Genomic DNA, 25,517 nt, shown 5'->3' with positions numbered 1-25,517 from the left:
CAGTCCATCCGGTGCTAATCTTTGGAATACCGAATCAGTGCCTGAGGACAATCTCATGCCTGCTCAAAACCTCCGCCTCTCCGATCGACAGCTCAAGGGAGTCAAACCCGCGTCCAAGGACTACGTCCTTACTGATGGTGACGGTTTGCAGCTCCGAGTACGCAGCAACGGTTCGTTGCTGTGGAATTTCAACTACCGTGAACCGGTCACCAAGAAGCGCATCAACATCGGCTTCGGGACCTACCCCGAACTGTCATTGGCGAATGCCCGAAAGATGGCAGTCGACGCGCGCGAGCTGCTCGCACAGGGCATTGATCCCAAGGTACAGCGCAACACTCTGAATGAAGCCAAGCGCGCAGAAACGGAACACACCTTCGAGAACGTGGCTACCGCCTGGTTCGAGCTCAAAAAAGACTCGGTTACCCCGGCCTACGCCGAGGACATTTGGCGGTCGCTCACGCTGCACGTGTTCCCCGATATGAAGACGACCCCACTCGCGAAAATCACTGCGCCGATGGTGATCGGACTGCTTCGCCCAATCGAAGCGAAAGGCAGCCTGGAAACGGTCAAGCGTCTCAGCCAGCGGCTAAACGAGATCATGACCTACGGCGTCAACTCCGGCCTGATCTTCGCCAACCCGCTCACCGGCATCAGGGCAGTATTCAAGAAGCCCAAGAAAGAGAACATGGCTGCGCTTCCGCCAGAAGAGCTCCCCGAGCTCATGCTGGAGATCGCGAACGCCAGTATCAAACGCACCACCCGCTGCCTGATCGAATGGCAGTTGCACACGATGACGCGCCCCGCCGAGGCGGCAACTACTCGCTGGGCAGACATCGACTTTGAAAGGCGTGTCTGGACTATCCCACCGGAGCGGATGAAGAAGCGCCGTCCACACAGCATCCCGTTGAGTGATCACGCGGTCGCACTGTTGGAGTCACTGAAGACTCACAGCGGCCATCGTGAATACGTCTTCCCGGCAGACAGAAATCCGCGCACCCACGCCAATAGCCAGACCGCCAACATGGCGTTGAAACGCATGGGGTTCCAGGATCGGTTGGTCAGTCACGGCATGCGCTCGATGGCCAGCACCATCTTGAATGAGCATGGGTGGGACCCGGAACTCATTGAGGTCGCACTGGCGCATGTCGACAAGGATGAGGTGCGCAGCGCCTACAACCGAGCCGACTACATCGAACGCCGACGACCGATGATGGCCTGGTGGAGTGAGTACATCCAGAAAGCCGCCACCGGCAGCCTGCTCGCCTCAGCGTACGGCCAAGTCAGAGACAAGAACGTGGTGCCGATTCGCTAGCGCTGGTCAGGCGCAAGTAGTGCAGCAGCAACAACCGAACGTTCAAGATTCGGGGCAAGCAGCCTCGCTTATCCGCTTCTAAGCGCGGGTCGATCCAAACAGGGCTGCAAAGCCGCCCTGTTTGGATCGACCTTACTTTGAAGAGCTAAAAGCAACCACGTTGTCCGGGGTTTGCCACGGAATTCCACCGGTGGACAATCGTTCTTCAAGTCCAAAGTGGCCCTGAATTTCGAACCTTGACCGGGTTTATCCACAGGCGTAGAACTGGCCGTGCAAGCGCTGTCGATGACAGCAACCCAGGTGACCCGAACCTTGAAGGTCACGCCGCTCTCGCGGTGGCTCTCCCCCCAAATGGCGATTCGCATCCGGCAGCTCGCCCGGTCACCTCCCCGGTGATGGATGCCTACTTCAGATCATGGCCCTCGTGCGCCAGACAACACCTCCTACTTCGCTGCCCTGCAGCAACCTATCCGCTTGGCCGAATCTTGCGCCAACCTGCGCCCGTCTCTTTCTCCTGGAAAGAGACGGGCGCTCCTAGCACTGCTGCAGCCCTCATCGCATTTGGCTTTGCGGCAACTCCCCTCGTGACAATCGGCGTGACAACGCCGATGTCACCAGCACAGCCATGCAGATGATGGTGCCGCAGACCAGGGAACGGACTGCACCTGACTGACAGTCAGGCATGCCCCGGTCATCGCATTGCTGCTTGCACCAGGCTCAGGATCTCGCGGCACTGGTCTCGTCAGCCAATGCAGCCTCCACCCGCCCACCGGTAATGGTGCTCAGGAGGCCAGATCATGAGATGCCCTTGCTCTTGGTCGTAAAGAGCCGCCAGTCCCGCGTTAGAGGACATCCCCACAGGTCGCAGGGGCCTTGATCCCTGATAACACTCAGCATTCTTGGCGGGATGACGTGGGGCGAGGATTGGAGAGCGGAAGATGAGGTGACCGAGATGGCATTGGTGGGTAGGCGCGAGGGTCGTAATTTTGGTTACGGCAGGCAGTTGAGCTACGCAGGGCCGCAGGCGCTGAAAGACATGTTCGGCGGTGGCCATTACGGCACGGTCAAAGCGCACTGTGACCGGTGGTTGGCATTCGTGAAGTGGTGCCGCTCCGAACAGGGACCGGGTATCAACGATGCGCGACAGATTGATCGGAAAGTGTTGACCGACTATGCAGCGTATCTGCGCGACGTGGTTAGGTGCGGTGAGCTCGCCGTCAGCACCGCACAAAACCGGTTATCCAGCGTTAACAGGACCATGGCGGCGCTTCGCGGTGATCAGTGCGTGAAATTGCCAAGTCCGAGTAAGGCGTTGGGTATGCAGCGCACCGGGGTTCGACACTCGGTGCCGCAAGGCCAAGACCGCGAACAGGTTAAGCAGATCGTCGACGCACTTTGCAGCCGTCATCAGCTACGAGCCGCTGCGATCGTTCTGTTGGCGCGCGCCGCCGGCATGCGCTTGCGTGAAGCCATCTTGGCTGATCTGCCACGGCTAAGCCGTGAGGCTAACGACCTAGGCAGAATTAACATTCAGGATGGCACCAAAGGTGGCCGCGCCGGGGCCTCGGCGCCACGTTGGATTGGAGTGAATGACCAAGTTCGCGAGGCACTGAGGTTTGCATGGCAGGTGTCGCCTGCGGGTAGCCGCAACCTGATTGCGCCACACGAAAGTTACCTGATTTTTCTGCAAAAAATCATCCGCCCCGCGCGGGACATCCTGCATGCCCACGACCTCAAAGGCCTCCATGAGCTACGAGCGGCGTACGCATGTGAGCGCTATGAACAAATCACCCAACACCGCGCACCTATCAACGGCGGTCAATACTGCCAGTTAGCTCAGCACCTTGATCGCGAAGCCCGGAGGCGAATCAGTTACGAGCTTGGGCACGGTCGGATCGACGTGGTCGCAGCCTACATTGGAGGACGGACATGACCAAGCCATTCGATATGGAGTTGTTCTTGGCTGGCGTGCTGACCGGATCGCATGCAACGCGGCAACGCCATTTGCGACAGGCCGCGATTATCCAAGCTGCAATCGCAGCACGCTGGCAGCGAGATACGCCCTGGGCTTGGCAGAGAAAGCATGTTGCGTGGTTTCTCGATCATTGCCTCGATAGGCGAAGTGAGGCGACTCGGTCCTACTACAGGCTGACAATACGGCTGCTCGCCCGTCGTTTAGAGAAATCATGGGTATTCAGGCAATTTCAGGACTAGACAGATTATCTGCTTTTTTCATCCTAAACGCCGTCATCTAATCCACCAAGGCCGGGGGCGTATAGGAATACTTCTGCGTCCTTCTCGTACGCCGCGAGCATCGACTGCCACGCACTCGTCCATCCCACTGATTGCAAAATGCCTTTATTAAGCTAGAGTTCACGTTTGCGCAAAGAAACTCGCTAAACCCTAGAGGTCAAGGATGCAGATAATTATTCTAGGATTGAAATCCTCTATTTCGAATCTGGCATTTCGTGAACCCCAAGAACAATCGCCCTCCGACACCTACGCACTTTATTATTAATACTATCTAGCTTAGGCCACTGTAAAAGGCGAAAACATGAAGCTTTCGAAACGATTCAAACTCTCCAAAACTCAATTCGAACTTGACTTTGTCGATATTGATACTGATTTTGACACGCGATTATTTGTGGATCCTTATCTTCTTGGATTAAGACCGGATCGCTGGTCGATAAAAGCTGCCAGTTCAGTAAGGTCCTTTTTTTCTCATTTCTTAGATCTAGTTCGCCAAGGGAAAGAGGACGATGCTTTTGAACTCTTCTCACATCTTCATGAGCCTAATGAGACCTGCCTCGGGCTTTCTGCAGGGAAACCTAGGGGTAACGGAATTGGTAGTGAGGACGCAAAGAAACTTTTCGAAAGCATCATGGGAAGTAAGGCAATACAGTCCGGAAAAATTACCGACCTAGAAGACTTTCGACTATTTATTCCAGGAATCGGCAAAGATAAAGTTTCAGATATGACTACCAACCTCATACGAGGCAGCCTCATTACCTATACGCAGGCCCAATGCAAACTACATAAAATAAAATTAACAGCTGGTGTTTCCGCCGGACCTATATGGGATGTATCCCGAAAAAAGTGGATATTTACTCACGAAGACACACTGCTTGTTGAAGGAAAAAAAATCCTTCTCACCCCGAAAGGAATCGTTTCTTATAGCAAGGCTTATGCCCCTGAGAATTACTATAATAAACATGTACTTGAGTATCTCCAACATGAGCACATAAGAACAGGTAGCATATGGGTCGAGCATCGCAAGGATGGAACTCCTTACATTTCAAAAAAGAGCCTAAAAGAAAATGTAGTAAAAGATTTTACCAAGGAATGGTTATTCGATTTCACAGAAAAACACCCACTGGTTTTTAAATCCTTCAGAGATCAGCAAGCGCAGCAGGTTAGATCTCTCCCATCTGATTCAATTGATCCCGAGCTCAATTTGAACTCAGTAGTAGAGCACCTGATTGCGAAACTACGCTCGATTAAGCAGGGGCCATCAACGGCATCAGATTATCACAAAACAATAGTTGGCATTCTTGAAATGCTACTTTACCCAAACGCCTCATCACCTGTACTCGAAGCCGAGATAAACCAGGGCAGAAAGAGGATTGATATATACTTCGAAAACTCAGCTAAGGAAGGCTTTTTTCATACACTCCATATGATTCACAAGATACCCTGCCCGTATCTAATTATCGAATGCAAGAACTACTCAAAGGACATACAAAACCCCGAGCTTGATCAAATGATTGGACGATTAACCGTTAATCGAGGAATGCTTGGAATCATAACATGCAGAGAGATATCTAAAAAAGAATTATTCATTGAAAGATGCAGAGACTCATTTAAAAATGGCCACGGCTTAATTATACCATTAACTGATACAGACCTAATATCAGCACTTGAGAAGCTAAAGCTCGAACATAAAACCCCACTAGAAGAGGTGCTTAACGAAATAAAAAATACCATTATTATGTCCTGACAGAAAAAATTAGTAGCGGCAACAATTGGGGGGGTGTTCCGATTGTTGCCACCTTAGATCCATTACTCTCGTCTCTAAAAAATCAGCTGAAAAGGTCCTCACTTCCTCCGCCGACGCGCTTCCCGTCGAAGAAGAGCAAAGGTGTAGTTTGGTGCAATCGATTCCTCTTGCCGGAGGCCCGCTCAGGGCTGTTGCTGCTGACCAGTTCGGGGAGGAAGTGTCCAGCCCCATCAATAATTTACGTCACGGCCAACATCCGTTCGTCTGGTGCCGATTGCCATCACCTGCTAGCCCAGAAACGGCCCATTCTGCAAACTAACGAACAGAGGGAAAAAAGGCCGCTAGTCGGTGGGCATGGGGGTCGTCGCGGCCTACTTAGCAACGCTCAAAGTACCTAGCGAATACTGGCAAGCAATGCGGCCTGCAGAGAGCGTGTGAGAAAAACACAAAAAAGCTGCGAAAGCGGCGAAAACTCTTACAATCTTACGCCAGATTTCCTACACATTTTTTTGCCCCCCCCCCGATACTCAAGAGATAGCCCCGTGAGTGACTCAGACAGCTCATCCGCGCCACTGGTTGACGTAGTGAAGCTTGCCGCATCCCTTCAGCGTTTCGCAGATGATCGCGACTGGCAGCAGTTCCACTCCCCAAAAAATCTCATCTTGGCGCTCACTGGCGAGGTAGGAGAGCTGTGCGAGATTTTCCAATGGATGAGCGATGCCGATTCGCTCTCCGTAGCTAAAGATCCCGAAATCGGCCTAGCCGTAAAAGACGAACTGGCGGACGTACTGATGTACCTGGTTCGCCTGAGCAGCGTGCTCGGCATCGACCTCAACGAGGCGGTGACACGGAAACTCGCCTCGAACGGCCAGAAGTACCCCGTGGATAAAGCCAAAAGCAGCAGCAAAAAGTACGACCGACTCTGAACAACTCGAATCTAAGGACAGCCCGTGATCGTCTACGCTGCGACCAAACAGCAATTTCTTAAAGACAACGATAACGATGACATTGAGGAGGTGATCCTCAGGCATTTCAAGGAAGCCACCGGCAAGACCGTTGGCAGGTCGGAAATCAGGTCGTGGCAAGGATCTCTAACGTATATGGCCAAGGTCCTTAGGGATGAAGGCCTGCCGAGCGACGCGGGCCTGGCCATTGAGCTGCACATTCCGCAGTCGTCGAAGCGAATCGATTTTCTTCTCACCGGTCGCGACGAAAATCAGGCAAAAAAAGCCGTCTTGATCGAATTGAAGCAATGGAGCAAGGCCAGCGCCACTACCAAGGATGCCATCGTCAAAACGGCATTGGGTGGCGGCCTCGTTGAGACCATTCACCCGTCCTATCAAGTATGGTCATACGCCGCGCTGCTGGAGGGCTTCAACGAGGCGGTGTATGACAAAAGCATCGAGATCCGTCCGTGTGCCTACCTTCATAACTACGTCAGCGACGGCATCATCGACTCAGCTCACTACGAGCCCCACATCAGCAAAGCCCCACTGTTCCTGAAAGGGCCGGATGAGCTCACCAAACTCAGAAGCTTCCTGAAAAAGCATATTGCTCACGGCGACAACAAAGAGGTTCTCTACGAACTGTCCGATGGAAAAATTCGCCCGTCCAAGGCGCTAGCCGAAGCCCTCGGTGGGTTGATGAAAGGCAAACCCGAGTTCGTATTGATTGACGATCAGAAAGCAATTTTTGAGTCGGCGCTGGCGGCGGCAAGCGAGGCCTCGGACCAAGCCCCCAAGGTGATGATCATTGAAGGTGGACCGGGCACCGGGAAGACCGTTCTGGCTATCAATCTGCTGGTGAGGCTCACCGAATTGAAGCTGATGAGCAAATACGTCTCCAAGAACGCAGCCCCGCGCAAGGTCTACGAGAGCAAACTGGTTGGCACCATCAAGCGCAGCCATTTCTCGAATTTCTTTTCAGGCTCTGGGGCATTCATCGACACTGAGCCCAACACATTCGATGCGCTTATCGTGGACGAAGCTCACCGGCTGAATGAGAAAAGCGGGCTTTATGGAAACCTTGGGGAAAACCAGATCAAGGAGCTGATTGATTCAGCGAAATGCTCAATTTTCTTCATTGATGAAGACCAGCGTGTAACCTTGAGCGATATCGGCAGCAAGCAGGCGATACGCGCCTTTGCAAAAGCCAAGGGTGCTGTGGTTGAAGAACACGTGCTTTCTTCGCAGTTTCGCTGCAGTGGTTCTGACGGTTACCTGGCATGGCTGGATGACACGCTAGGCATTCGCTCGACGGCAAATCCGACGCTTGAGACTCAAGAGTACGAGTTTAAGGTGTTCGACTCACCTCGGGCGATGCATGAAGCAATCAACGAGAAAAACCACGGAAACAAAGCTCGTGTGGTCGCGGGCTATTGTTGGCCTTGGCTGAGCAAGAAAGACTCAACCGCTGCTGATATCGTCATTGGTGACTACAAACGCCAATGGAACCTGGATCAGGATGGCAGCCTCTGGATCATCGCTGAGAACTCCATTGAGCAGGTTGGCTGTATTCATACCTGCCAAGGTTTGGAAGTCGACTACATCGGTGTAATCATCGGGCCAGACCTAGTCGTACGTGACGGTAAGGTAGTGACATCCCCGGATGAGCGCGACAAGCACGATAAATCGATTCGCGGCTGGAAAAAAATGATGAAAGAGCAACCTACCCTCGCGAAAAATGAAACAGACCTGATCATCAAGAACACATACCGAACCCTGATGACACGCGGGATGAAGGGTTGCTACCTGTACTGCACCGACAAAGAGACTGCGCAATACTTTGAGAGTCGGCTTAGCCAAAACAGCAATCATTGACGCTATCGTTTGCTAGAACCCCCTGTTCATGCGAGTGGGGACATCGTACGCACAGGGACGACAGTCTTAAGCGTCCACCCAGCTCAACTTACGTAAGTTAGGTCGGCACCCACTGATGCGGCAGCAGTTGCCCGATCTCGCTGGCCCGCTGTGTCGGTAGTGCTTCCTTGCTGGCCTGGGAGAGATAGCCAGACTCTGGCTGGTGGAGGGTTTGCACCTCAACGATGCTGAACCCGCTGGGGGCGGTTGTGTGCTACCGAGGGAGGATGATTTCGAAACGCTCGAGTTACCGCCCTCCATCGTGATCGTGCAGTGTCCACATAGGGGGATGTGCGACCGCCCGGAGGACGGCCAGGGCAGGAGACCACATGGCCAGCCTGGCCCAAACGACGGCGTCGTTACCGACGCACCTCGATTTTGTAGAAATAACCTTCGATGCTCAGGCGCCGGCGATCCGAGGTGATTGCATCGTTGATCGCGTTTTTAAGTCGAACGTAGTGTCGGCAGTTCTGAGCACGACTGAGATCGGCAATAGGCTTTACCGCTCGCAGGAACTCGTTATAACTGCTCACTGGCCGACTCATTACCTGATCGATGTTAGGCAGGGCTTTGGCATCCGCCTGCCGGCTTTCAGGCCACGCAGACTCAAGGCTCAAGTCGCTCTCTCGCAGCTCCAGCGTGAAGAGCATTTGCACCTTCCCAGTCTTTTCGTCCGCCCAGCACGGGGGGAAGTCCATACCACCATTAGCCTCCAAGCGGTGCTTGAGGTAGAGCAGCTGGCCTTTAAGGTCTGCGTTTTCTTTCTTCACGGCGATAGGGTTGCCCGGATCAGCTTGCATCGCCGTGAAGTGCTGGTACTCCTCCGCCAGTTTCTGCATCTTCTCGAGGCTGCTCTTGCCTTCAAGGCTGGCGAGGGCCGGGGATTTATCCAGTAATTGCTCCAGGGCGTCGAGCTTGCCAAGTGATGCCTCGACTTGCTCTTTGAGAAACTTGACGTCATTGGCTTTGTCGACGTCCTGAGGATCCTTCAGCGACTTCTGCACCGCCTCTTTTAACGATGTTGCTAAGGCCATAGCATCTTCGACCCGTTTCTTCACGAGCTGACCGCCGTCGCCGCCCGCCGCCTCCACCATTTTCTGTAGCTCACCAAGGGCTGTAATCTTCTGTTCCTGCTCATCCAGTAGCTGCTTCAATCGCACAACGTCCTGCTTTGCCTGACCCGCCTCGAGTAACTGGCTGATCACCTCGTCAGGATTGCGCGAGCTGTGGGCTTTGATCTCATCGATGAGATGAGTCTTGGCCTTGTCCAGCTGCGCCATCTTGGTATCGATCCCATCGATGGCGTGGAGCTGCTCTTGCAACTTCTGGTTCTCCTGAGTCTTTTGAAACACCATGAAGCCGAGCAGAAGCATCAGCATAAAGATGAGGGTCAGGGCGATCTCCGTCAGCGATAGCTGGAAGATCTGGTCATTGTTCGATGCCATTTCAGGCTGCTCCAGGACTCAGTGTCAGCTGCTGCTTGATTCCGGTTGAATCTGCCGATCATCAGTTCCGCCTGCTGGCGGGCTGAATGGCACCACGTTCTCGCCGCCCAGCGGCGTTTTCTTGAGGTGATCACTGATGACGTCCAGCCTGCGCTGTACATTATCCAGTTGCTCAAGTCGGGCCAGACCACTATTGGACTCAAGGTGAGAAGAGCTGAGCTCCACCAGCCGGCTAAGACTTTGAAGAACCTGCTGGCCCATAGCCTTGACCTGTTGGTGCTCCTGATTCGCTAGCTCGGCGTGCTGGCTCGATTGACTGACCACCGTCAGCAGTTGCGGGACGCTGTGTTGGAGCGTTGCCACCAGTTCCTGGCTGGCCTTTTTGATCTCTTCAGTACTACTGCCTTGCTGCTCGGCTACGTGGTGGATCTTGGTAACCGATGCCACGGTCTGGCCCATCGCCTCAGCGAGCAACTGAATGGCACTGGTGAGTTGCGTGGTGGCCCCCAGTTGCGAGCCCAACTGGGCATTTAGCGACTCTTGTTGCGCATCCACGACGGCGATCAGGGACTGGGATTGCTGGCCCATTTCCTGAAGCACAGATTCTTGCTGGGTTTGCAGCAACCTGGTCAGTACCTCCAGGCTGGCACCGACCTGGTGCACGTCGTCCAGCACGCTGCCCATGCTTTCCAGCTTTTCGTTGATGCGCTTGATGGAGTTGTTGACCAAGCGCGCAGAGCCTTGCACATCGAGAGTCACCGACTTGAGGCTGTCGGTTGCAGTTTCGGTGACTACGCCCAGCTGCGTCACGGCGCCCTCCAGTCGATTGGAGAACAGGTCATCCGGGAACTGTACCTCATCCAGACGGGTAACCAGCCCATCAACAAAAGTCACTACCGACTGATCAATTCGTTCAGTCGCATCTTTGGCGACTGCTTCATAATCCGTGATGATCTGAGTCATGCCCAGCGCAGTAGTGCGGACGTCTTGCATCAACCCCAGCATCATTTCCTTGTTGTGCTGAGTCATGGTTGCAAAGAATTCCGTGGTCTTGGCCTGATGCGCCTCCGACATCGCGAGGATCTGCTCCTTAACCGCTGTCACCGTCTCGTCGGTGGCGCGCATGACATCTGCGCGGAAGTCGACCAGCCGCTCAAGAGACTTCTGAAACTCCTCAGCTAACTTCCGCGAGGCATCGATCACCTGATCTTCAACATTGCTTAAAGCATCGTCAGTACTCGGCCGGAAGCTCACCAGGGTCACGCGTACGGCTAAGCCCAGCACGGTACTCACCATGGCTGCGCCGAAGCGCACGGCAATGGCGGTCAGGTCGGTACCGATATTCGGCAGGTCGAAGAGCGAGAAGATGATTGAGGCGATAGTGAAGATGAAGCCCAGGTAGTAACATGAGTCCGCGAACTTCTCTGCCGAAATGTCGCTATCACGCAGCCGATAACCAATGATCATGTACGCTGCCATGAAGCACAAGGGCAGCAGAAGGCCGAAGATCCAGGGCTCATGCAGATACCAGCCAACAAACGAGCTACCGACTTTTAAGGCGCAAGTAAGGACGAACAGTCTCTTCAGGGAGATCTTTATTGGCATGACTCAACCCTCCATTGGCGTAACAGCAATGAGCCGGGCGCCCGCTTTCTCGAAATAGCGTTCCCAGAAGGTCAGCTGCTTCCGTGTCTGTAATTTGGGGTAGTTCATTAGGTAGTTCAGCTTGACCTGAACGCCTTTTAGACGGGTCTGTGTTTTCTGCCCATAAGCACTGGTAGCGAAGCCATCGAAGTCAGCTTGCCCTTTGAACATGCTGAAGTCGGCGGTATTGACCAGCATGTCTGAATAGACAATGAGGGTCTTAGGGCCTTTGATGTTTTCCGCTTGAAAGCTATTGATCGCGACCAACTGAAGCATCTCAAAAATTGGTGATTTGTCAGCTGGCTTTTCCTGCATCAGGACGTTTTCCAGCTGAGTCACCGGCTCGCGAAACTCACGCTCGAAGCGCTCTTGGATGCGCGCGGGGTTGGAATCAAATTCTGATTTTCCCGCAGCGGTACCCGGGTTGCACTTCTCAAAGAGCGGTTTGGCGGTCTGAGTAAAGTCCTCACCGAGGGCATACACCGACAGTAGATACCCTTCAGGCACGACATTGTCTGCCAGGGCTTTTAAGCCTTGAGCGAAGGCTTGGCGCTGGATGAAGTTGTAAGGGTCGGTATTGTCGACCAGCACAACATAGTGGCCTAACGGGCCAGACGTGGGGCACAACGTGAGTTTATCTGTGGCTGTGGGCCTATGGAGGAAATACCAGACTATTGCGCCCGCCATCGACAGGAGGGCAATCACCAATAGTGCAATCGTACGGAGTTCCTGACGGCGCTTTTTTTCCGCCATGCTCGTCTTGCGCATTCTAGGGTTCCTGTGTCAGATCTGTTGGCGGATGGGTTCAAGTTGACTGAATTTGACGTCGTAGGACGATTGAATTCGGCGACGGATGTCTTCGATTTGATTCAGGAGGTCACCTAGCAGTCCTTCCTGCTCCTGCAGAGCTCGCTCATCCGCAGTTGTGTTGAAGTCAGGCAAGGTCAATTGCCGTACCGGTACGGGCTGGCGGAAGTAAGCGGGAACCGGGACACCCGTGACCTTTCGAGATATCTCGTTTTCGGTTCGGAAGATTTTTACCAGTGCACTCATCATGTGCTCAGCCTTGTCCAGCGCTCGTTGTAGGCGCTCGGGCGCGATGCGCTTCTTATCGACTTCTGCACGAAAGGCGACAACGTCAACTTTGGCTTGCTCAAGGCCCTGCTCCAGCTTGCCGACATACTCTTCTTTCAGGTGCTCCAACTCGTCCCGAATCTGAGCAATCTCATGGTCGTAGAAGGCTTTGGCTTCATCGGCGACTCTCTGGACGCTGGCATATCCTGGGTAGGGATCTGATAGCTTGTAGCCTTCACAGAGTCCGGCAAGCGCGAACACCACGCTCACGACACACAGAATTATTGAGAAGACGTCATGGAATCCGAGCGGGTTGCTTTGCAGAGCTTGGAGCGCGGCAGCGGCCATGACACTAATACCCACATCGCCAGCCTGTCCAAGCGCATCGCGGAAATGTGCGATGATCAGACCGAGCACTCCCATGATTACCCCCGCCACGATCACGCCCAGGTACCCGGCAAGACGGCGGATGGGGCTGATGTGATTGATGTTCGGCACAAGGAAACGACCGAGCGCAACGGCAATGCCGACGTTTGTCGCCGCCAAGGCTCCGGCAAAAAAGAAGCCCTGGAACAATCCGCCATCTAAACCGGCAGCAAAAAAACCGGCGTTTAGAATGCCTTCGACTGCCACGGTGAATATCGCCAGCAGGATATAGATAGCTTTACGAGTGCCGGAAATCACCCGCGCATGGCGGGTGAGCTGATTCTCCTCGCGGAATTTGAGTAGCTCTTGTTCACGTTGGTGCGCCGAGCTCCGCAGATTGCGCAACTCGATTTCACGATCGGAAACTCGGCGATTCGCCTCGCGCTCAAATTCATCGGCCAGATTGGCGGTGCGATTTACTGTCTTGGTGATGTCATAGGTCACCAGGCGCTCTTGAATGCGTTGAACATGGGTCGTTGCCCAGTTTTGATAGCTGAGGCGAAAACCTTCCAGTTTCTGGCAGATCGACTCTTCAATGCCGGATAGGTGAGTTTCGTCGGGAGCAGGTGCGCCAGCGGCACCGAGACGCTGTGCTTGAGCTTCAATATCCAACTCTTTGAGCAGCTCATCCTTGTCGAGGACATGCAGGTCTGGATGCTCGGGATCACTCTGCCGGCGCGGAGCCCTCAACCAACCAAACAACATCTTAAATAGCTTCATCGAAACTTCCTTGAGAGCATTGCGTCAACGGCAGAGGCTTTCACAGGGAACGCCATCACGATCCCGATCCAGGCTGGAAACTCCGCATTGCTGCAGGTAGAAATTGGCTTCTTGGCAGTTGCTCATCTGTCCGCAGTAGCGCTTGGCGCCACAGACATAACCGGCAGACGTGGCATCCCGAGTTTTGCGCTCGGCTACCAGAGAGTTGAGAGAACGCCCAGTACTCCTCCATTCCCAAGGGGGAATAATGTCGGACTCGGGAAGCGCCCAAAGGCCCAGGCGTGCTGCTCGGGCAGTTCCTTGCAGAGCAGGCAAGGTGGTATCGCGGTTGTAGCGATCAAAGACCCAGGCGGCGCCACGGCTAACCATTTCTCGGTTGACGCTAACCCCATCGACAGCGGCTTCGCCGATGTGCCGGCCGTACTTGTCTTCGCCACTTAAGGTGAGTTGGATGACTCGACCAAAGATCAACTTGGCGAGTTGATCCTTCGCCTGACGACCGTAGGGCTGGCCACTTTCGGGAGTGTCGATGTTGGCCATCCTGATCTTTACCTGTTGGTTGGATTCCGTTAGGCAGGTGAAGGTGTCTCCGTCACTGATGGCCACCACGCGGCACTCTACCTCGTCGGCCAACGCCTTGAAGGTCACGGTGACTAGCAGCACAACTGTCCATGGGCTGAACCGCATTCGTCCCTGAAACTCCGCGCAAAGGATCGTGAGGATCCCAAGAGATAGGTAATACCAAAAGGCCATTGTTTGCGCGGAATCTTAACGGGAATTTTCAGAAAAAGCTCATTGACAGGATGACCGGACGGTATTTTTCAAGATGTGCTGAAGGCCTGTATGTCTTCAGCTAGCTGTCCGATTGGCGCCAAGGGCGCAAGGATTACCGTGTTGGATGTTTTCCGGTACCAATCTGTCAGCTGGCGCACAGAAAAGTGCTCAAAAAGCACCTTCCATCGGAATCCAGACCACGCTGCGTTCCAACTGGTATTCCAAGCAAGTTGACTCAAAAATTATTAACTAGAAAAAACAGATAGATACCAACTTGTTTCAAATTACCCCGGCGCTAACAGACATTGATGACCAGGCGCTTGAGCCTTTCATCAAGGCTCGTCATACAGCCTAAGAAGCCAGACACCCATTTAAGCGAGGACGAACTGTTCACCCCAAGCCAAGCGCGGCGGGCAGCCGAAGGATCATGTTCATGATGCGCGAGGACAGTATAGCGATTAGAAAACGAAAGATGCGCTAGCTGATGAGCGAGATGAAACTGATCAGCAAGCGACCTAGTTCGCATACCTACAAAAAGGCCTCGGTGGAGCAGCCGATATTCCGAACGTGCTGGGTCGAGAGTTCAACGTGCCGGCACCGAATGAGGCCTGGTGCGAGGACATCACGCATGTCTGAGCTCAAGGTCGCTGGCACTATGTGGCGGCTGTGATCTATCTGTTTGCCCGTCGCGTGGTAGGCTGGGCGTTTTCATCGGAACCCGATGCCGACTGGGTGATCAAGGCTTTGGACATGGCGTATGGACAGCGTGGCCGGCCCCAGAACGCGCTGTTTCACAGCGACCAAGGAAGCCGATACGGCAGCCGGAGCGCTCGCCAGCGATTATGGCGTTATCGTTTCACGCAAAGCATGAGCCGGCGCGGAAACTACTAAGATAACGCACCGACGGTACGGTTGTTTCTCAGCCTGAAAACGGAATGGATACCGACCGTGGGCTACATGAGTGCATCGCTGGCGCAGCAGGAGATCGGTCGGTTTTTGATGCACTAGGTACAACTGGCAATAACCACATCAATTCAACGGCGGGCTATCGCCCGCTATGGCCGAGGAAAAACTTAACGCAGTGTCCGGGATTAGTTGACCACTACAATCAGCAACAACATAGATCTACACATCAGTTTCTATTAACTTGGGTTCGCTCGACAGCGAACGGACCGCTCGTTGAGCTGCAATTTTTTCAACGATCGAGTCTCTATGAGTCAAGCTATGCTTGATAATCGAAGATCTTGGCAAAACCAACCGAACTGGCGCCGGAAGCAGTTCGAAAGCCTTTTCTACTGCGAGCAGGAAAAACTCATCGTCTTTCAAGCGATCATGAGTAACAGTCAGCAGCCCATCAACTAAAACCTTTTCAACAGCAGGCCAATGCTTCTCTACCCGCGAGACCGCAGCGGTAGCCCCCTCCCCAACGCTTTCAAGCACCGCACCCTTTGCAGAGGCTACAGCATCGCTTGCGGAAGACACTTTCTCCGTGACCACCTCTGTCAGAGCTTTCGCTTTATTCGCAATAAATCCAAACATACCCATCCATTCCTTGAATAGTCGTTACGTATAAGAAATCGGCGCCCAATCATTGAACTTTAGCGCTCCGAAGCGCTATGCCGTAAACCGCTGGGCTAGCGTTAAAACAAAATCTAACCCGTTAGCCTTCGAATTTTACTCAGACGCTTTTGAAGAGGAAAATCGAATGATGTCCCGAAAAAGTCCCACGCATGAAAAAGCCCAATCTTTTCGGATTGGGCTAAGTCATTGAATTTAATGGTCGGGACGGAGTGATTCGAACACTCGACCCCTTGCACCCCATGCAGCGGGCGAAAGGTCAGTAAGTCGCTGATTTCGCTCACATTCAACCCTAAACCGGACCGCCAAAGTATCGGGTTTTTCGTGGTTTTGCAAACGGAAACACGCGGCCTGGACGGGTGGTTTTGCGCAGCTACTCCCCCTCCTCCGGCGTCCTGCCGACCGAACACAATCCCTCTCCCCCTGCAGCTCGTCACCCTGAGCTGGTCAGAATTGCCCTGCCTCGATTACTGTATATCCAAACAGTATTGGTAGGTGACACCGTGATCATCGAAGACGACAGCTTCGCGCTGGGCATGCCCACGCCTGTACAAATGTTGCGCCAGCATGCGCGCCTGGTCGAAGCCGAGTGCGAGCAACTGCGACACGAACTCGACCGGGCCCGGGAGAACATCGAGAAGCTGGTGGCCATTCACCAGGCCCAAGCCGCCGAGATCACCAAGCTGAATGCCAGGATCGAGCGCATGACCTGGGAGCTGTCCGATGCCCTGGTAGAAAACACCGAACTGAAGAATCGACACATTGGGGGCTGCCCTGCCACCTACGGCGGCATGCCGCCGGCGCCAGACGGATAGAGGTGAAGCGAGCTTAGTGGCGCGTCACACCATCACCGCCCAACGCGCGCAACTGGTACTCGGTGACAGCCTGATACAGCGACTCGGCCTCCAGCCGTAGGCGCTCGACGTCCTCTTCTGGTTGACCAGAATCCTGGGCTGCATGGTAGCGGCGCAGCGCATCGATGGCCTGCTGAATCAGTGGCTCGCCGGCCTCTACGAGCCCTTGGATCGTGGATTTCATGAGCACAGCTCCCTTGGTCGATTAGCGCAGTATAGGCATCCGCATCCACAGCCTTTCCTTTCAAGTTTTGAACTTTTCAACTAGAATGGTTGACAAGCCAGTCTTAGGACGGCTTAATGCAACCATTCTCATGAAAAAGCAGAAAGGGGCCGTGACCATGTCGCTTTCCAAATTTGGCGCAAAGGTACGTGAGTATCGCCGCGCATACGGTGTAACACTTAGCATGATGGCTAGCACACTTGGCGCATCTACTGCGTTTTTGAGTGCAATGGAAACAGGCCGTAGCAAGATCCCGATGGACTGGGTTGAAAAAATTGCCAGCTATTTCAACGAGCTTGGCGAACAAATCAACGTTCAAGAGTTGAAGGCGATTGCTTGCGACGACAACGAATCAGTCTCGCTTGAAGGGCTGCGCCCGCAGCATCGTATGCTTATCGCTGGTTTTGCCAACTCAGATCTTAACCAGGAGCAGCTGACTCGTCTGGGTCGCTTACTCGGGGAAATCTACGGGGAAAACAGCGATGACCACTCCAAGTGAAGCTGATCACTATGACATGCGCGGGCATCGTGTGCCCGCGCTGAGCCCGACCGATATTGACTTCATTGCTGGCAGGATCTGCAAAATCTTCAAGCTAAGTCGTCAATCATTCTCGGTACAGAAAATCGGGATGTTCATCAACGACCTCGAAGAAAATGGAATCTTCATTGACTCCATCGAGAACGATGAGTGGATGATGGAGGACATCGCGAGGGCGATGGTGGACCCACAGAAAGGCTTCATTTACATGCCGGAATGGATGTACGAGAAGCTGAACAGGAGCGACCCTGAGGCTATCAGGATTTTCCTTCACGAGCTGGGGCACATCTTTTTGTGTCATCGAGCGATGCTTCACTTTTCAGACACAAAAGGAATTCTCGAAGAAGATTCCGAATGGCAAGCTGACGAATTTGCTGACTCAATCATCAGAAAGCTCAAACTCAAGCCGCCGAGCGCTCAGCTTGAACTGAAATATTTCTGATTGACCATGCCGCAAACATGATCAACCAGAAATTGGCAGTAGGCCGCAAACCTACTGGGGGAGTTCTCCACTCGCTCTCCGCTTCCGCAGAACCGCTAGTGAAAGCACTGCCTAGAACAGGTGCGAACTCTAGTCCCGTTTGGTGGAGTTGTCCAGAATTAATGAGTAGTGGCCACCTCTTTAGGAGAGTCGCTATGACCTATACCGACGAACGTGGCACGTTCATCCTCCGCTGGAGCCGTCGCCTCAAAAACGGCCACATCCAGCGTGCAGTGGGCAAGCCATTCAAAATTTATGTTAGCAAATGAGTTGAACTGAGCGTCCATGGCGCCTCAGCTTCTACCCACCAACCGGACGAGCGGCAGCACCTGAGGAGGTGCTGCCGCTATTTTTTTGGAATCACCTCAACTGAGTCACTCAACAATATTGAGTACGTAGCCTCACACGACAGCCCGGCTATTCGGGCTCGGTCATACGCTTTCGCCAACTCTCCCGCTCGAGCATCAGCCCGTGCGAGCAGGTCGGAGAGCACCATGGCGGCGCGGATGGCTGCCTGGCCTCGGGCGGCAGCGGCGGAATCTGCGGCGCGCTTGCCTGCGGCGGCGGCATATCGGGCAGCTTCGTCGCGCATCCGCTGGCCAACAGCATCAGCGCCAGTGCCATCAACAGCTGCAGTGTTTTCTTGTTCCCGGGCATTTGCTCTCGCCTCCTCCTGTGCCGCGGCGCGGCGTTGCTCTTCGCTGCGGGCCCTGGCTTCCTCCAGCGCCCAGGCCTGCTTGTCACCGGCGTCACGATCAGCCCAGCGCGCCTTCCATTCGGCATCCATGGTCGAGCGGCCGTGCTCGTAGGTGCCCCAGAACGCCCAGAGCACCAGTGCCAGCGATGCCGCTGCACCTATCGTGCGCGCACTGATCACGCCAGCACCTTCAACGCCCGGTCATACAGTGCCTTGCGCTCAGCAACGCCGTGCGGCACCCGGCCCGGCTTGCCCGTGTTGATAATGCTACCGATATCCTGGAAGCGGCCGGCGTCGGCCAGTTCGTTCAGCCCGTGAGTCGACCACCACCAGGCGGCGGACATGGCGGCGTGCTCCGGCTGTTCGAGCAGTTCAGGCTTCTCTTCCAGCGGCAGGGCCAGGCCGGCGCCTGCGGCAGCATAGTTCGCCCGACCAGTGAGTTGGATCAGGCCGCGCCCACGGAACCGCCAGCCGTCACCCGGGCGAGTGTTTCCCATGCGCCCGCTGTATACGGTGTTGGCGATCTTCTCCGGCTGTCGAGCGCAGGCGGCCGCCGACTCCGGAGTGAACCGGCTGGGCCAGGTGCGCACCAGCGCCTCAACGCTGTAGTTCAGGTTCTCCACCAGGTTGCGCAGCTGACCCGACTCATGCCCGACCTGGGCCAGGAACGCGGCCATGCGCACCGGGCTATCGATCTTGTAGCGCGCCATGGCCCGGTTCAGCGCAGGCAAAAAAATGCCCGCGACTGGGCGGGCGTTCGGGAGGATCTGCAGCAACTGCTGCTCGGTCAAAAGGGGCATGCGTTTCTCCAGGCAAAAATAAACCCGCTCGCTGGCGGGTGTCGGTGTTCGGTGGTGGCAGTCAGGCTGGGGCTACCGGCCAATCGATGGTCGCCGGGTAGCCGGCCTGGTCCGGCAGGCGGATCAGCGCCACGCGGTACTTCTTCCAGGCCTTTAGCGCGGCCACCTCTGCCTCGGTGGCGTCTTCGATATCGACGGCGTCCTGCAGCGGATCAATGGCGGCGTCGGCAGTGGCCCGCCGGGCAGCGGTCTCGGCGACCACGGTAGCCAGGTGCTGCTCGGCGGCCGCCTGTGCCTTCATCTCGACGGTGACCATCTGGCTCCAGTCGATCACGCCGGGCGTTGTGCTGGCTGGCGCGCTGGCCGATCCGGTTGGCAGGCGCACCACACCGTTTTGTGGATTGACGATATCCGCGGGGAATCGCGCCGCTTCGCTGGCATCTGGGCCGTGCGGCATTCGAAGCATCACCACCACGCTGCCGTTGGCGCGCTCGACGTCACCGATGATCCACTCGCTACTGATTGCGGCAGCAGGCAGTGACGCACCGTCGGCAAGCCGCGAGAAATCCAGCACGGTACCGTTGAGGGTCAGGGCTTCGTCTTGCTTCGAGACGGACAGCTCGGCATCAGCCCGAACCGGTGAGAGCTTGATGAGCATCAGAACCACCTCCCGATGGCAATCAAGTGGCACGCGTAGATGATCTGGGTGTTCGTCGCCGTGGTGTTCTTGATGTAGAAGCGCCAGCCGTCAATCGACCCGCCATTCATGGGCGAGTCATCAATGAGCGAAATCCCCGTTCGCGCGCCGCCGCCATCCGACACGTAACCGCTGAATGACTTCGCGGGAACATCAACGAATGGCGCGGGGAATGGATAGAGGGACGAGCCCCCCATCGCACCTGGAGCAATGACGAAACCGGGGATGTTGAAGTTCCGCTTGATGCAGATCTGCATGCCGCAGGCGTACTTGAAGTACTCGCCATTGGCATTGCTGCCGACTTCCATCAATGCGCCAGACGGCACGCCGCCGGCCTGCGAAACGGTGCCGACGATGGCTGCAAATGCTGCGGACTTCAGGTTGCCCGTCACGCCATACAGTTCGTCGAAGTTAGCCTGGGCCTTGCCGAATGCACTTCGCGGCGTATCACCGCCCACGCCCGTCGGGGGCGTGCCCAGATTGATTGTTTGTTTTGCCATTACTGTCTCTTTAAATTGGGCGCATAGGGCGCGCGGCAAACAAGGTGCGGCCGTTAGCGGTGAGCGGGTTGATTCCCGAGCCGTTGCTCGCGTACATCTGCAGCATCCCGCGGTTACCAGGCCAGAAGCCGCCGAAGTTCGCCCTTATCGGTTGCGCGGTTTGGGCGATGTTCGTGCAGGAGAACAACGCATTCGCCAAGACATAGTCGTCGTAGCTCCCCGTCCAGGGCATCTGCTGGCTTGGCGAGTAGCTGCCAGAACCGGAGATCGGCGGGCCGGCCTGCACGAACGAGCTGGTTGCAGGTTGACTGTTCAGGGAGGTGAGGTTTGCTGAGGTCACGAAGAGCCGAATACCGTTCGCGTCCCTCACGGAGATGCCGTAATCCCCAGCAGGCGAGCTGTCGACCATGTAGCTCGAGCAGAACCACTTGATCGTCATGAACTGGAGCCAGGCGTCTCCGTGAATCGGGTTCATCCAGGCCTTCAACCTGAAGCCGGTCCAGTTGCCCGGGCTGCCCTTGACCGAGAAGTTGCCGACCATCATGTAGTCGGCCGCATTCAAGAAGATCAGCGGCCTTTCGTAGGTGGTAATAGCAGCAGGGAAGTTGATGTCCGCCCACTGAATTACCTGCGCCTGCTGGCCCGGCGACCACTGCTGGCCGAACTGGAAACTACCGCTGTAGCGAACGGTTAATGCTCGGTTCACAGCATCGATCTGCGTTCGGATGGCGTTGTTTCTCGTCCTGATTCCGTATGACCCAAGAGCGGCGAAAGGCTCGCCCCCTTGGGAAAGAATCATCACCTGCCAGGTATTGGTGAGCGGCTGCCTCAGCTGCAAGGTTCCCGTCGAATACCAGGCGGCAGGGGAATAGGTGAACTCCCCCTGGTCCGCGAGAGTGTCGACGACGACGAAGGACTGCGCTTGAATCTCTGGAATCGAGATGTACTGATCGAAGCTGCCGTCGCCAGTTACCGTCATCATCTTCAGCGAACGAATCGGGGTGATTGACGTGTCGAGCGTAACCACCCCCGCAGCATCCCGCGTTCGCATCCCATATTGAGCAGCCATCAGGTCATCCTCCCTATTGCCGTCCTCTCGACACCGTTCACGTCGTACGTGTAGATACCGCCGTTATTGATGATCGTCTGGCCATTGGCGTCCTGGCCGCGAAGCACGAAGGTGCCGGCCTCGAAGTTGATCTCCAACAGTGGCAGCCCCTGCGAGTTCACTGCAGCCGAACGGATGCTCATGCCGGCGACGATCTCCTTGATGAACGCCGTGTTGATGATCGCCTGGTTGATGAACACCTGGCCGTTCTGTACAACGAAGGGCAGCATCATCTGACCGCTCGCCTCGTCGACGATGGCGAAGCGCTGAGCAAACGCCAGGATCTCGGAGGTTTCGCCGTCACTGCCCAGGGCAAGCCCGGCCATCACGGTCTTTCCGTTCAGCGTGGTCTGCGCCTTGATTGTGGTTTGCGCCGACACGCGGCCGTCGATATCAACCACTGCCTCGCTCACCTGCTGGACCAGTGCACTGGTTTCACCCTGCTGCACCTGGACTGCATCTATACGCCGGCCGGTGGCCACGCCATCCTCGATCCGGGCGGATTGCTCCGACCAGACACCAACAAAGGCCTGCTGCGATCCGGCGAAGCCTTCTTCGGTGCCGGCCAGGTCAGGGTTGACCTGGGCATAGACACCGTCCAGCTTCTCGGCGGTAGCAGTGACCTTGCCGCCGATGGTATCGACCGTGCCCTTCAGCGAGCTGAGGCCCGATGCGGTTGCTGTCACCCCGGTTACAGGGTCCTCAACCTCGGCGATAACAGCGTTCAGGCTTTCGGTGTTGGCGGTCACCCGACCGTCAATTGACTGCACCGTGCCGGTCAGTGAATTCAAGCCTGACGCTGTCGCGGCCAATCCCGAATCAGGATCTTCAATTGCGGTTTTGACTGCGGCCACCCGCTCCGCCACAGCAGTGATCTCATCGTCATGGATGGCAATCTTCGCTCTGTTGCGCTCAACTTGCGCTGCGGTGGCCCCGGCTTCCTGAACCCCCTGACCGACATCGATCCAGTAGTTCGCATTCGGCGGGGCATTCTCCCCATCAGGTGCAGCCGGCACGTCAACCTTGGCCTGATACAGGCGCTGGCCCTGCCTGACGCTATCGCCGGCCAGGTAGGCGCCCTCAGGGTTGTACTCGAGCGCGTCGACGATGCTGTCGATCTCTTCGCGCAGCTGATCAAAGCGCTCGTTGATCGACCCCGGACCATCGCCCGAGATCTTCTCGATCTCCTCACGCAGCTCCGGATACAGCGCGCCATTGCCGATCTTGTCCTTGAAGTACTCCTCATACGCACTCTGGTCGGTGCTGGATTGGCCGTTGATGCCGACGCCAGCCGGAAACCACGGGCCGATGTTGCCGGTACGATCGATCAGCCGAGCCCAGAAGAAGAACGACACACCGGCAGCCAGGCCGTGCATCTCGTGCTCAGCCTGCGGATAGGCGAAATCGCCCAGCTTGGTCGCATCGTCCCGCGAGGTGGTTTTGCTGTACCAGATCTCCGTGCGCTGGGTGTCTTCGACGCCAGCAGGGAAGCCCCAGGCCAGCTTGATGCCGTAGACCAGCGGGGTCGCCTCCAGTTTGGTGACCGCCGGCGGCGGCGTGGTCTTGCCTGCGACATCGGTAAGCACCGAGTTGGTCGGCATCGATGCCACATCCATGGCGCTGACGGCGCGCACGCGGGCCAGGTACTGACCGGCATACACGCCGCGCACGTCAGCCGACAGTTCGCCGGTACGCGGCAGCTTGATCCAATCCCGGGCGCCCCAGCGCCATTCCACGTCATAGGCCACCGCCCCGGGCGCTGCGTCCCAACCGATGACCATGGTGGTAACGGCCATGCCCTGCTCTACGGAGCTGTGACTGGTGATCAGCACGCGCGCCGGCGCGGCCTGCACGCCAGGCGGCAGCACGCTGATCGGACGGTCATCGATCACGGTGCCGTAGTCGATGGCGTCGAACTTGCTCGGCTCGTGCTGGATCAACTCCAGCTGGAACTGGTGCCACTCCGGCCGTGTGACGTTGCGCACGTAGAACTGCATCAGTTTCAGGTCGTCATAGTCCAGCGCCCAGCCGCATTCCGCCTCTGGCACCTCGCTGTAGTCGGCCATCACTGTGACCTGCCGGCCAGACACCGAGCGGATCTGGCGGGCCTCGGCCTTGCCGCTGGGCAGGTTGACCTGCAGGCGCGCGCCGGTAGGCACCTCAGCATCGCGATCCAGGGTAATGACCCGGCCAGCAACAGCAGCAATTCGCCCGCCATTGGCTCGGCCGGCCAGCATCGAATCTGCGACAGAGATCACCTTGCCCGGCTTTGGAATGTAGCCATCAAGGCCGACGCGCATGGTTGCACCGCGCACCTGCAGTTGCTCGGTCAGCAGCGCCCATTGGCCGGCGCGCTGGGCCTGGCCGCGAGACGTGCAGCCCACAGCTTCGACCGAGGTTTCGCGCACACCGTAGTCGGCCATGGCGTCCTCGTCGAACACGGGCTCCTTGTCGGTATCGAAGCCCTGAGCGGGATCGTCGAACGAGACCATGGCCAGGCTGTGCCGGTCGCGCCATTTGCTGCCGGTGTACTTGATGGCGCCGTCACCCAGGATCTGGGCGCCAGTGTAGGTGTAGGCTGAATCCTGCGGCATGTCGGCGTTGACGACGATCTGGCTTCCATCCCAGAAGGCCAGCCCGTGAAAGATCGCGGCCAGGTCCTGCAGCACCGCCCAGGCCGCGGCCTGCTTCTGCAGGTACAGGTTGCAGGTGAAGCGCGGCTCCTGGCCGCCCTTGCCGTCCGGCACCAACTGATCGCAGTACTGGGCAATACGGTACAGGGACCAACGGTTGATCATGCTGGCATCGACGCTCTCGCCAAGGCCGTAGTACGGATGCAGGGCCAGGTCGTAGAAGATCCACGCCGGGTTGTTGGTGTAGGCCTCCTTGAAGGTGCCATCCCAAACCCCATTGCTGGTACCGGGGCCCGCCGTGGCATAGGTCCGGGTTGCCGGGTCATAGTTCATCGGCACGCGGATAATGCGGCCGCGCATCAGCACCGCCACCTTGGCGATATCGCCACCGAACTGCTGGGCGTCGTACTCGAGGCAGCCGACCGCCGTCAGCGGGTACTCCTGGTCGCTGTCGACGACTTCGGCGATGGCCTCCACCACCATGCCATCCTGCACCAGTGAGCTGTTGGCCTCAGGCGTCAGGCGCCGGGCACGAATGGACCAGCGGCTACCGGCCGGCAACTCGATGCGGTGGGAGCGCTCGTACTTGGTGATGTTCTTGCGGTCGACTTCAGAGGCCAGCACCTGCAGGTAGGGGCCGCCATCGGTCGAGACATCAACGGCGTACTCGATGCGCACGCCATTGATGTTGCCGCTGGCATCTTGCGACTGCAGTTGCGGCCAGCTGAAGCGCAGGCGCACGGCATCGACCATGGAGCTGGTGATCGAATGCAGCCACGGGGTGGTGCTTCTCAGCTCCTGGTCGACATCGATCTCGTTGCTCGACTCACTGATACCCGCCAGGCGCTCCTGGTCCAGCTCGCCCGCGCGAAACTGCCACTTAACGCCGGGGTAGTTGAGGGTGCCATCCTCGGCCATGATCGGCGTGCCGGCGAGCTTGACCGAGCGCAGCCCGTTCACTGGGCCGACGATGGGGCCCCAGCTCCACAGATAGACAATCCGCGCCGTGGAGATCGACGGCACGCTGTTCGAGGCGATGCTGGGTTGTTTCTGCTTCTTCTGACCGCCCTTGCTGCCGACTACCCGCCGGCGGCTGCTCGCTGCCCGCCGCGGCTTGCGCTTCACTGCTGCACCCATGCGTCCCTCCAGAAACAAAAA

The 25,517-nt window shown here is 56.4% G+C and carries 22 protein-coding genes and 1 pseudogene; 10 read left to right on the top strand and 13 right to left on the bottom strand.

Going from position 1 to position 25,517, the window contains the following annotated elements:
• Positions 1-55: 55 nt before the first annotated feature.
• From ABM562_RS03495 to ABM562_RS03470, 6 genes are all read left to right on the top strand, one after another.
• On the top strand, positions 56-1,312 hold the full coding sequence (locus ABM562_RS03495; RefSeq protein WP_123375788.1) for an integrase domain-containing protein: 1,257 nt from the start codon (positions 56-58) through the stop codon (positions 1,310-1,312).
• Positions 1,313-2,264: 952 nt separating this feature from the next.
• Entirely contained in the window at positions 2,265-3,245 is a 981-nt protein-coding gene (locus tag ABM562_RS03490) for an integrase domain-containing protein (RefSeq protein WP_460420907.1), read from the top strand.
• Positions 3,242-3,526: a hypothetical protein gene (locus ABM562_RS03485; RefSeq protein ID WP_110657611.1), complete on the top strand. Its 285-nt coding sequence runs from the start codon at positions 3,242-3,244 to the stop codon at positions 3,524-3,526. The genes ABM562_RS03490 and ABM562_RS03485 overlap by 4 nt, the downstream gene beginning before the upstream one ends.
• Before the next feature lie 340 nt (positions 3,527-3,866).
• The gene (locus tag ABM562_RS03480) at positions 3,867-5,309 is read left to right on the top strand and encodes a hypothetical protein (RefSeq protein WP_460420865.1); all 1,443 of its coding nucleotides are present in this window, start codon (positions 3,867-3,869) and stop codon (positions 5,307-5,309) included.
• A 542-nt stretch (positions 5,310-5,851) separates the two neighbouring features.
• The gene (locus tag ABM562_RS03475; RefSeq protein WP_120731560.1) at positions 5,852-6,235 is read left to right on the top strand and encodes a nucleotide pyrophosphohydrolase; all 384 of its coding nucleotides are present in this window, start codon (positions 5,852-5,854) and stop codon (positions 6,233-6,235) included.
• Positions 6,236-6,259: 24 nt separating this feature from the next.
• Positions 6,260-8,128 carry a DNA/RNA helicase domain-containing protein gene (locus tag ABM562_RS03470; protein WP_460420863.1) on the top strand — a complete coding sequence of 623 codons (1,869 nt, stop codon included), beginning with the start codon at positions 6,260-6,262 and terminating at the stop codon, positions 8,126-8,128.
• 398 nt (positions 8,129-8,526) lie between these two features.
• Here the strand turns inward: ABM562_RS03470 and ABM562_RS03465 are convergent, their stop codons facing one another.
• From ABM562_RS03465 to ABM562_RS03445, 5 genes are read right to left on the bottom strand one after another with little or no spacing between them, the layout of a single operon-like run.
• On the bottom strand, positions 8,527-9,612 hold the full coding sequence (locus ABM562_RS03465; protein ID WP_460420861.1) for a hypothetical protein: 1,086 nt from the start codon (positions 9,610-9,612) through the stop codon (positions 8,527-8,529).
• Between the two features lie 24 nt (positions 9,613-9,636).
• A complete protein-coding gene (locus tag ABM562_RS03460) occupies positions 9,637-11,217 on the bottom strand; it encodes a methyl-accepting chemotaxis protein (protein ID WP_460420859.1) in 1,581 nt (526 codons plus the stop codon).
• A 3-nt stretch (positions 11,218-11,220) separates the two neighbouring features.
• Positions 11,221-12,024 carry a hypothetical protein gene (locus ABM562_RS03455; protein WP_460420857.1) on the bottom strand — a complete coding sequence of 268 codons (804 nt, stop codon included), beginning with the start codon at positions 12,022-12,024 and terminating at the stop codon, positions 11,221-11,223.
• A gap of 15 nt (positions 12,025-12,039) precedes the next feature.
• Positions 12,040-13,476 carry a hypothetical protein gene (locus tag ABM562_RS03450; protein WP_264382188.1) on the bottom strand — a complete coding sequence of 479 codons (1,437 nt, stop codon included), beginning with the start codon at positions 13,474-13,476 and terminating at the stop codon, positions 12,040-12,042.
• Between the two features lie 24 nt (positions 13,477-13,500).
• Positions 13,501-14,139, bottom strand: a complete 639-nt coding sequence (locus tag ABM562_RS03445; protein WP_460420855.1) for a thermonuclease family protein — start codon at positions 14,137-14,139, stop codon at positions 13,501-13,503.
• A gap of 491 nt (positions 14,140-14,630) precedes the next feature.
• On the opposite strand from ABM562_RS03445, the pseudogene ABM562_RS03440 reads away from it, so the two are divergent.
• A pseudogene (locus tag ABM562_RS03440) lies at positions 14,631-15,349 on the top strand (IS3 family transposase); the annotation flags it as partial.
• A gap of 26 nt (positions 15,350-15,375) precedes the next feature.
• Here the strand turns inward: ABM562_RS03440 and ABM562_RS03435 are convergent.
• The gene (locus ABM562_RS03435) at positions 15,376-15,789 is read right to left on the bottom strand and encodes a hypothetical protein (RefSeq protein ID WP_036996260.1); all 414 of its coding nucleotides are present in this window, start codon (positions 15,787-15,789) and stop codon (positions 15,376-15,378) included.
• Between the two features lie 542 nt (positions 15,790-16,331).
• Between ABM562_RS03435 and ABM562_RS03430 the strand changes: the two genes are divergently transcribed.
• On the top strand, positions 16,332-16,643 hold the full coding sequence (locus tag ABM562_RS03430) for a hypothetical protein (protein WP_460420853.1): 312 nt from the start codon (positions 16,332-16,334) through the stop codon (positions 16,641-16,643).
• Positions 16,644-16,656: 13 nt separating this feature from the next.
• Here ABM562_RS03430 and ABM562_RS03425 read toward each other — a convergent pair whose 3' ends face one another.
• Entirely contained in the window at positions 16,657-16,866 is a 210-nt protein-coding gene (locus ABM562_RS03425) for a hypothetical protein (protein WP_460420851.1), read from the bottom strand.
• A gap of 130 nt (positions 16,867-16,996) precedes the next feature.
• On the opposite strand from ABM562_RS03425, the gene ABM562_RS03420 reads away from it, so the two are divergent.
• Together ABM562_RS03420 and ABM562_RS03415 are read left to right on the top strand one after the other, a co-directional pair.
• Positions 16,997-17,404 carry a helix-turn-helix domain-containing protein gene (locus ABM562_RS03420; RefSeq protein WP_460420850.1) on the top strand — a complete coding sequence of 136 codons (408 nt, stop codon included), beginning with the start codon at positions 16,997-16,999 and terminating at the stop codon, positions 17,402-17,404.
• Positions 17,388-17,885: an ImmA/IrrE family metallo-endopeptidase gene (locus ABM562_RS03415; RefSeq protein ID WP_460420848.1), complete on the top strand. Its 498-nt coding sequence runs from the start codon at positions 17,388-17,390 to the stop codon at positions 17,883-17,885. The genes ABM562_RS03420 and ABM562_RS03415 overlap by 17 nt, the downstream gene beginning before the upstream one ends.
• Before the next feature lie 385 nt (positions 17,886-18,270).
• On the opposite strand, the gene ABM562_RS03410 is transcribed toward ABM562_RS03415, so the two are convergent.
• The 6 genes from ABM562_RS03410 to ABM562_RS03385 all read right to left on the bottom strand — a co-directional run bounded on the left by ABM562_RS03410 (position 18,271) and on the right by ABM562_RS03385 (position 25,496).
• Complete coding sequence (locus ABM562_RS03410; RefSeq protein ID WP_460420846.1) at positions 18,271-18,801, bottom strand: DUF2514 family protein; 531 nt, start codon at positions 18,799-18,801, stop codon at positions 18,271-18,273.
• Entirely contained in the window at positions 18,798-19,421 is a 624-nt protein-coding gene (locus tag ABM562_RS03405) for a glycoside hydrolase family 19 protein (protein WP_460420844.1), read from the bottom strand. The genes ABM562_RS03410 and ABM562_RS03405 overlap by 4 nt, the downstream gene beginning before the upstream one ends.
• A 61-nt stretch (positions 19,422-19,482) precedes the next feature.
• Positions 19,483-20,079 (bottom strand): tail fiber assembly protein, encoded by a 597-nt coding sequence (locus ABM562_RS03400; protein ID WP_460420842.1) that lies wholly within the window; start codon positions 20,077-20,079, stop codon positions 19,483-19,485.
• Positions 20,079-20,618, bottom strand: coding sequence for a hypothetical protein (locus tag ABM562_RS03395; protein ID WP_460420841.1), 540 nt, complete (start codon positions 20,616-20,618; stop codon positions 20,079-20,081). The genes ABM562_RS03400 and ABM562_RS03395 overlap by 1 nt, the downstream gene beginning before the upstream one ends.
• Positions 20,619-20,628: 10 nt before the next feature.
• Positions 20,629-21,687, bottom strand: coding sequence for a hypothetical protein (locus ABM562_RS03390; protein ID WP_460420839.1), 1,059 nt, complete (start codon positions 21,685-21,687; stop codon positions 20,629-20,631).
• Positions 21,687-25,496, bottom strand: a complete 3,810-nt coding sequence (locus tag ABM562_RS03385; protein ID WP_460420838.1) for a TipJ family phage tail tip protein — start codon at positions 25,494-25,496, stop codon at positions 21,687-21,689. Before ABM562_RS03385 ends, ABM562_RS03390 begins: the two co-directional genes overlap by 1 nt.
• Positions 25,497-25,517: the final 21 nt, after the last annotated feature.

The organism is Pseudomonas sp. ZL2 (assembly GCF_054788455.1).
Note: the sequence above shows the minus strand (reverse complement) of the source record. Positions and strands in the feature narration are given on the sequence as shown.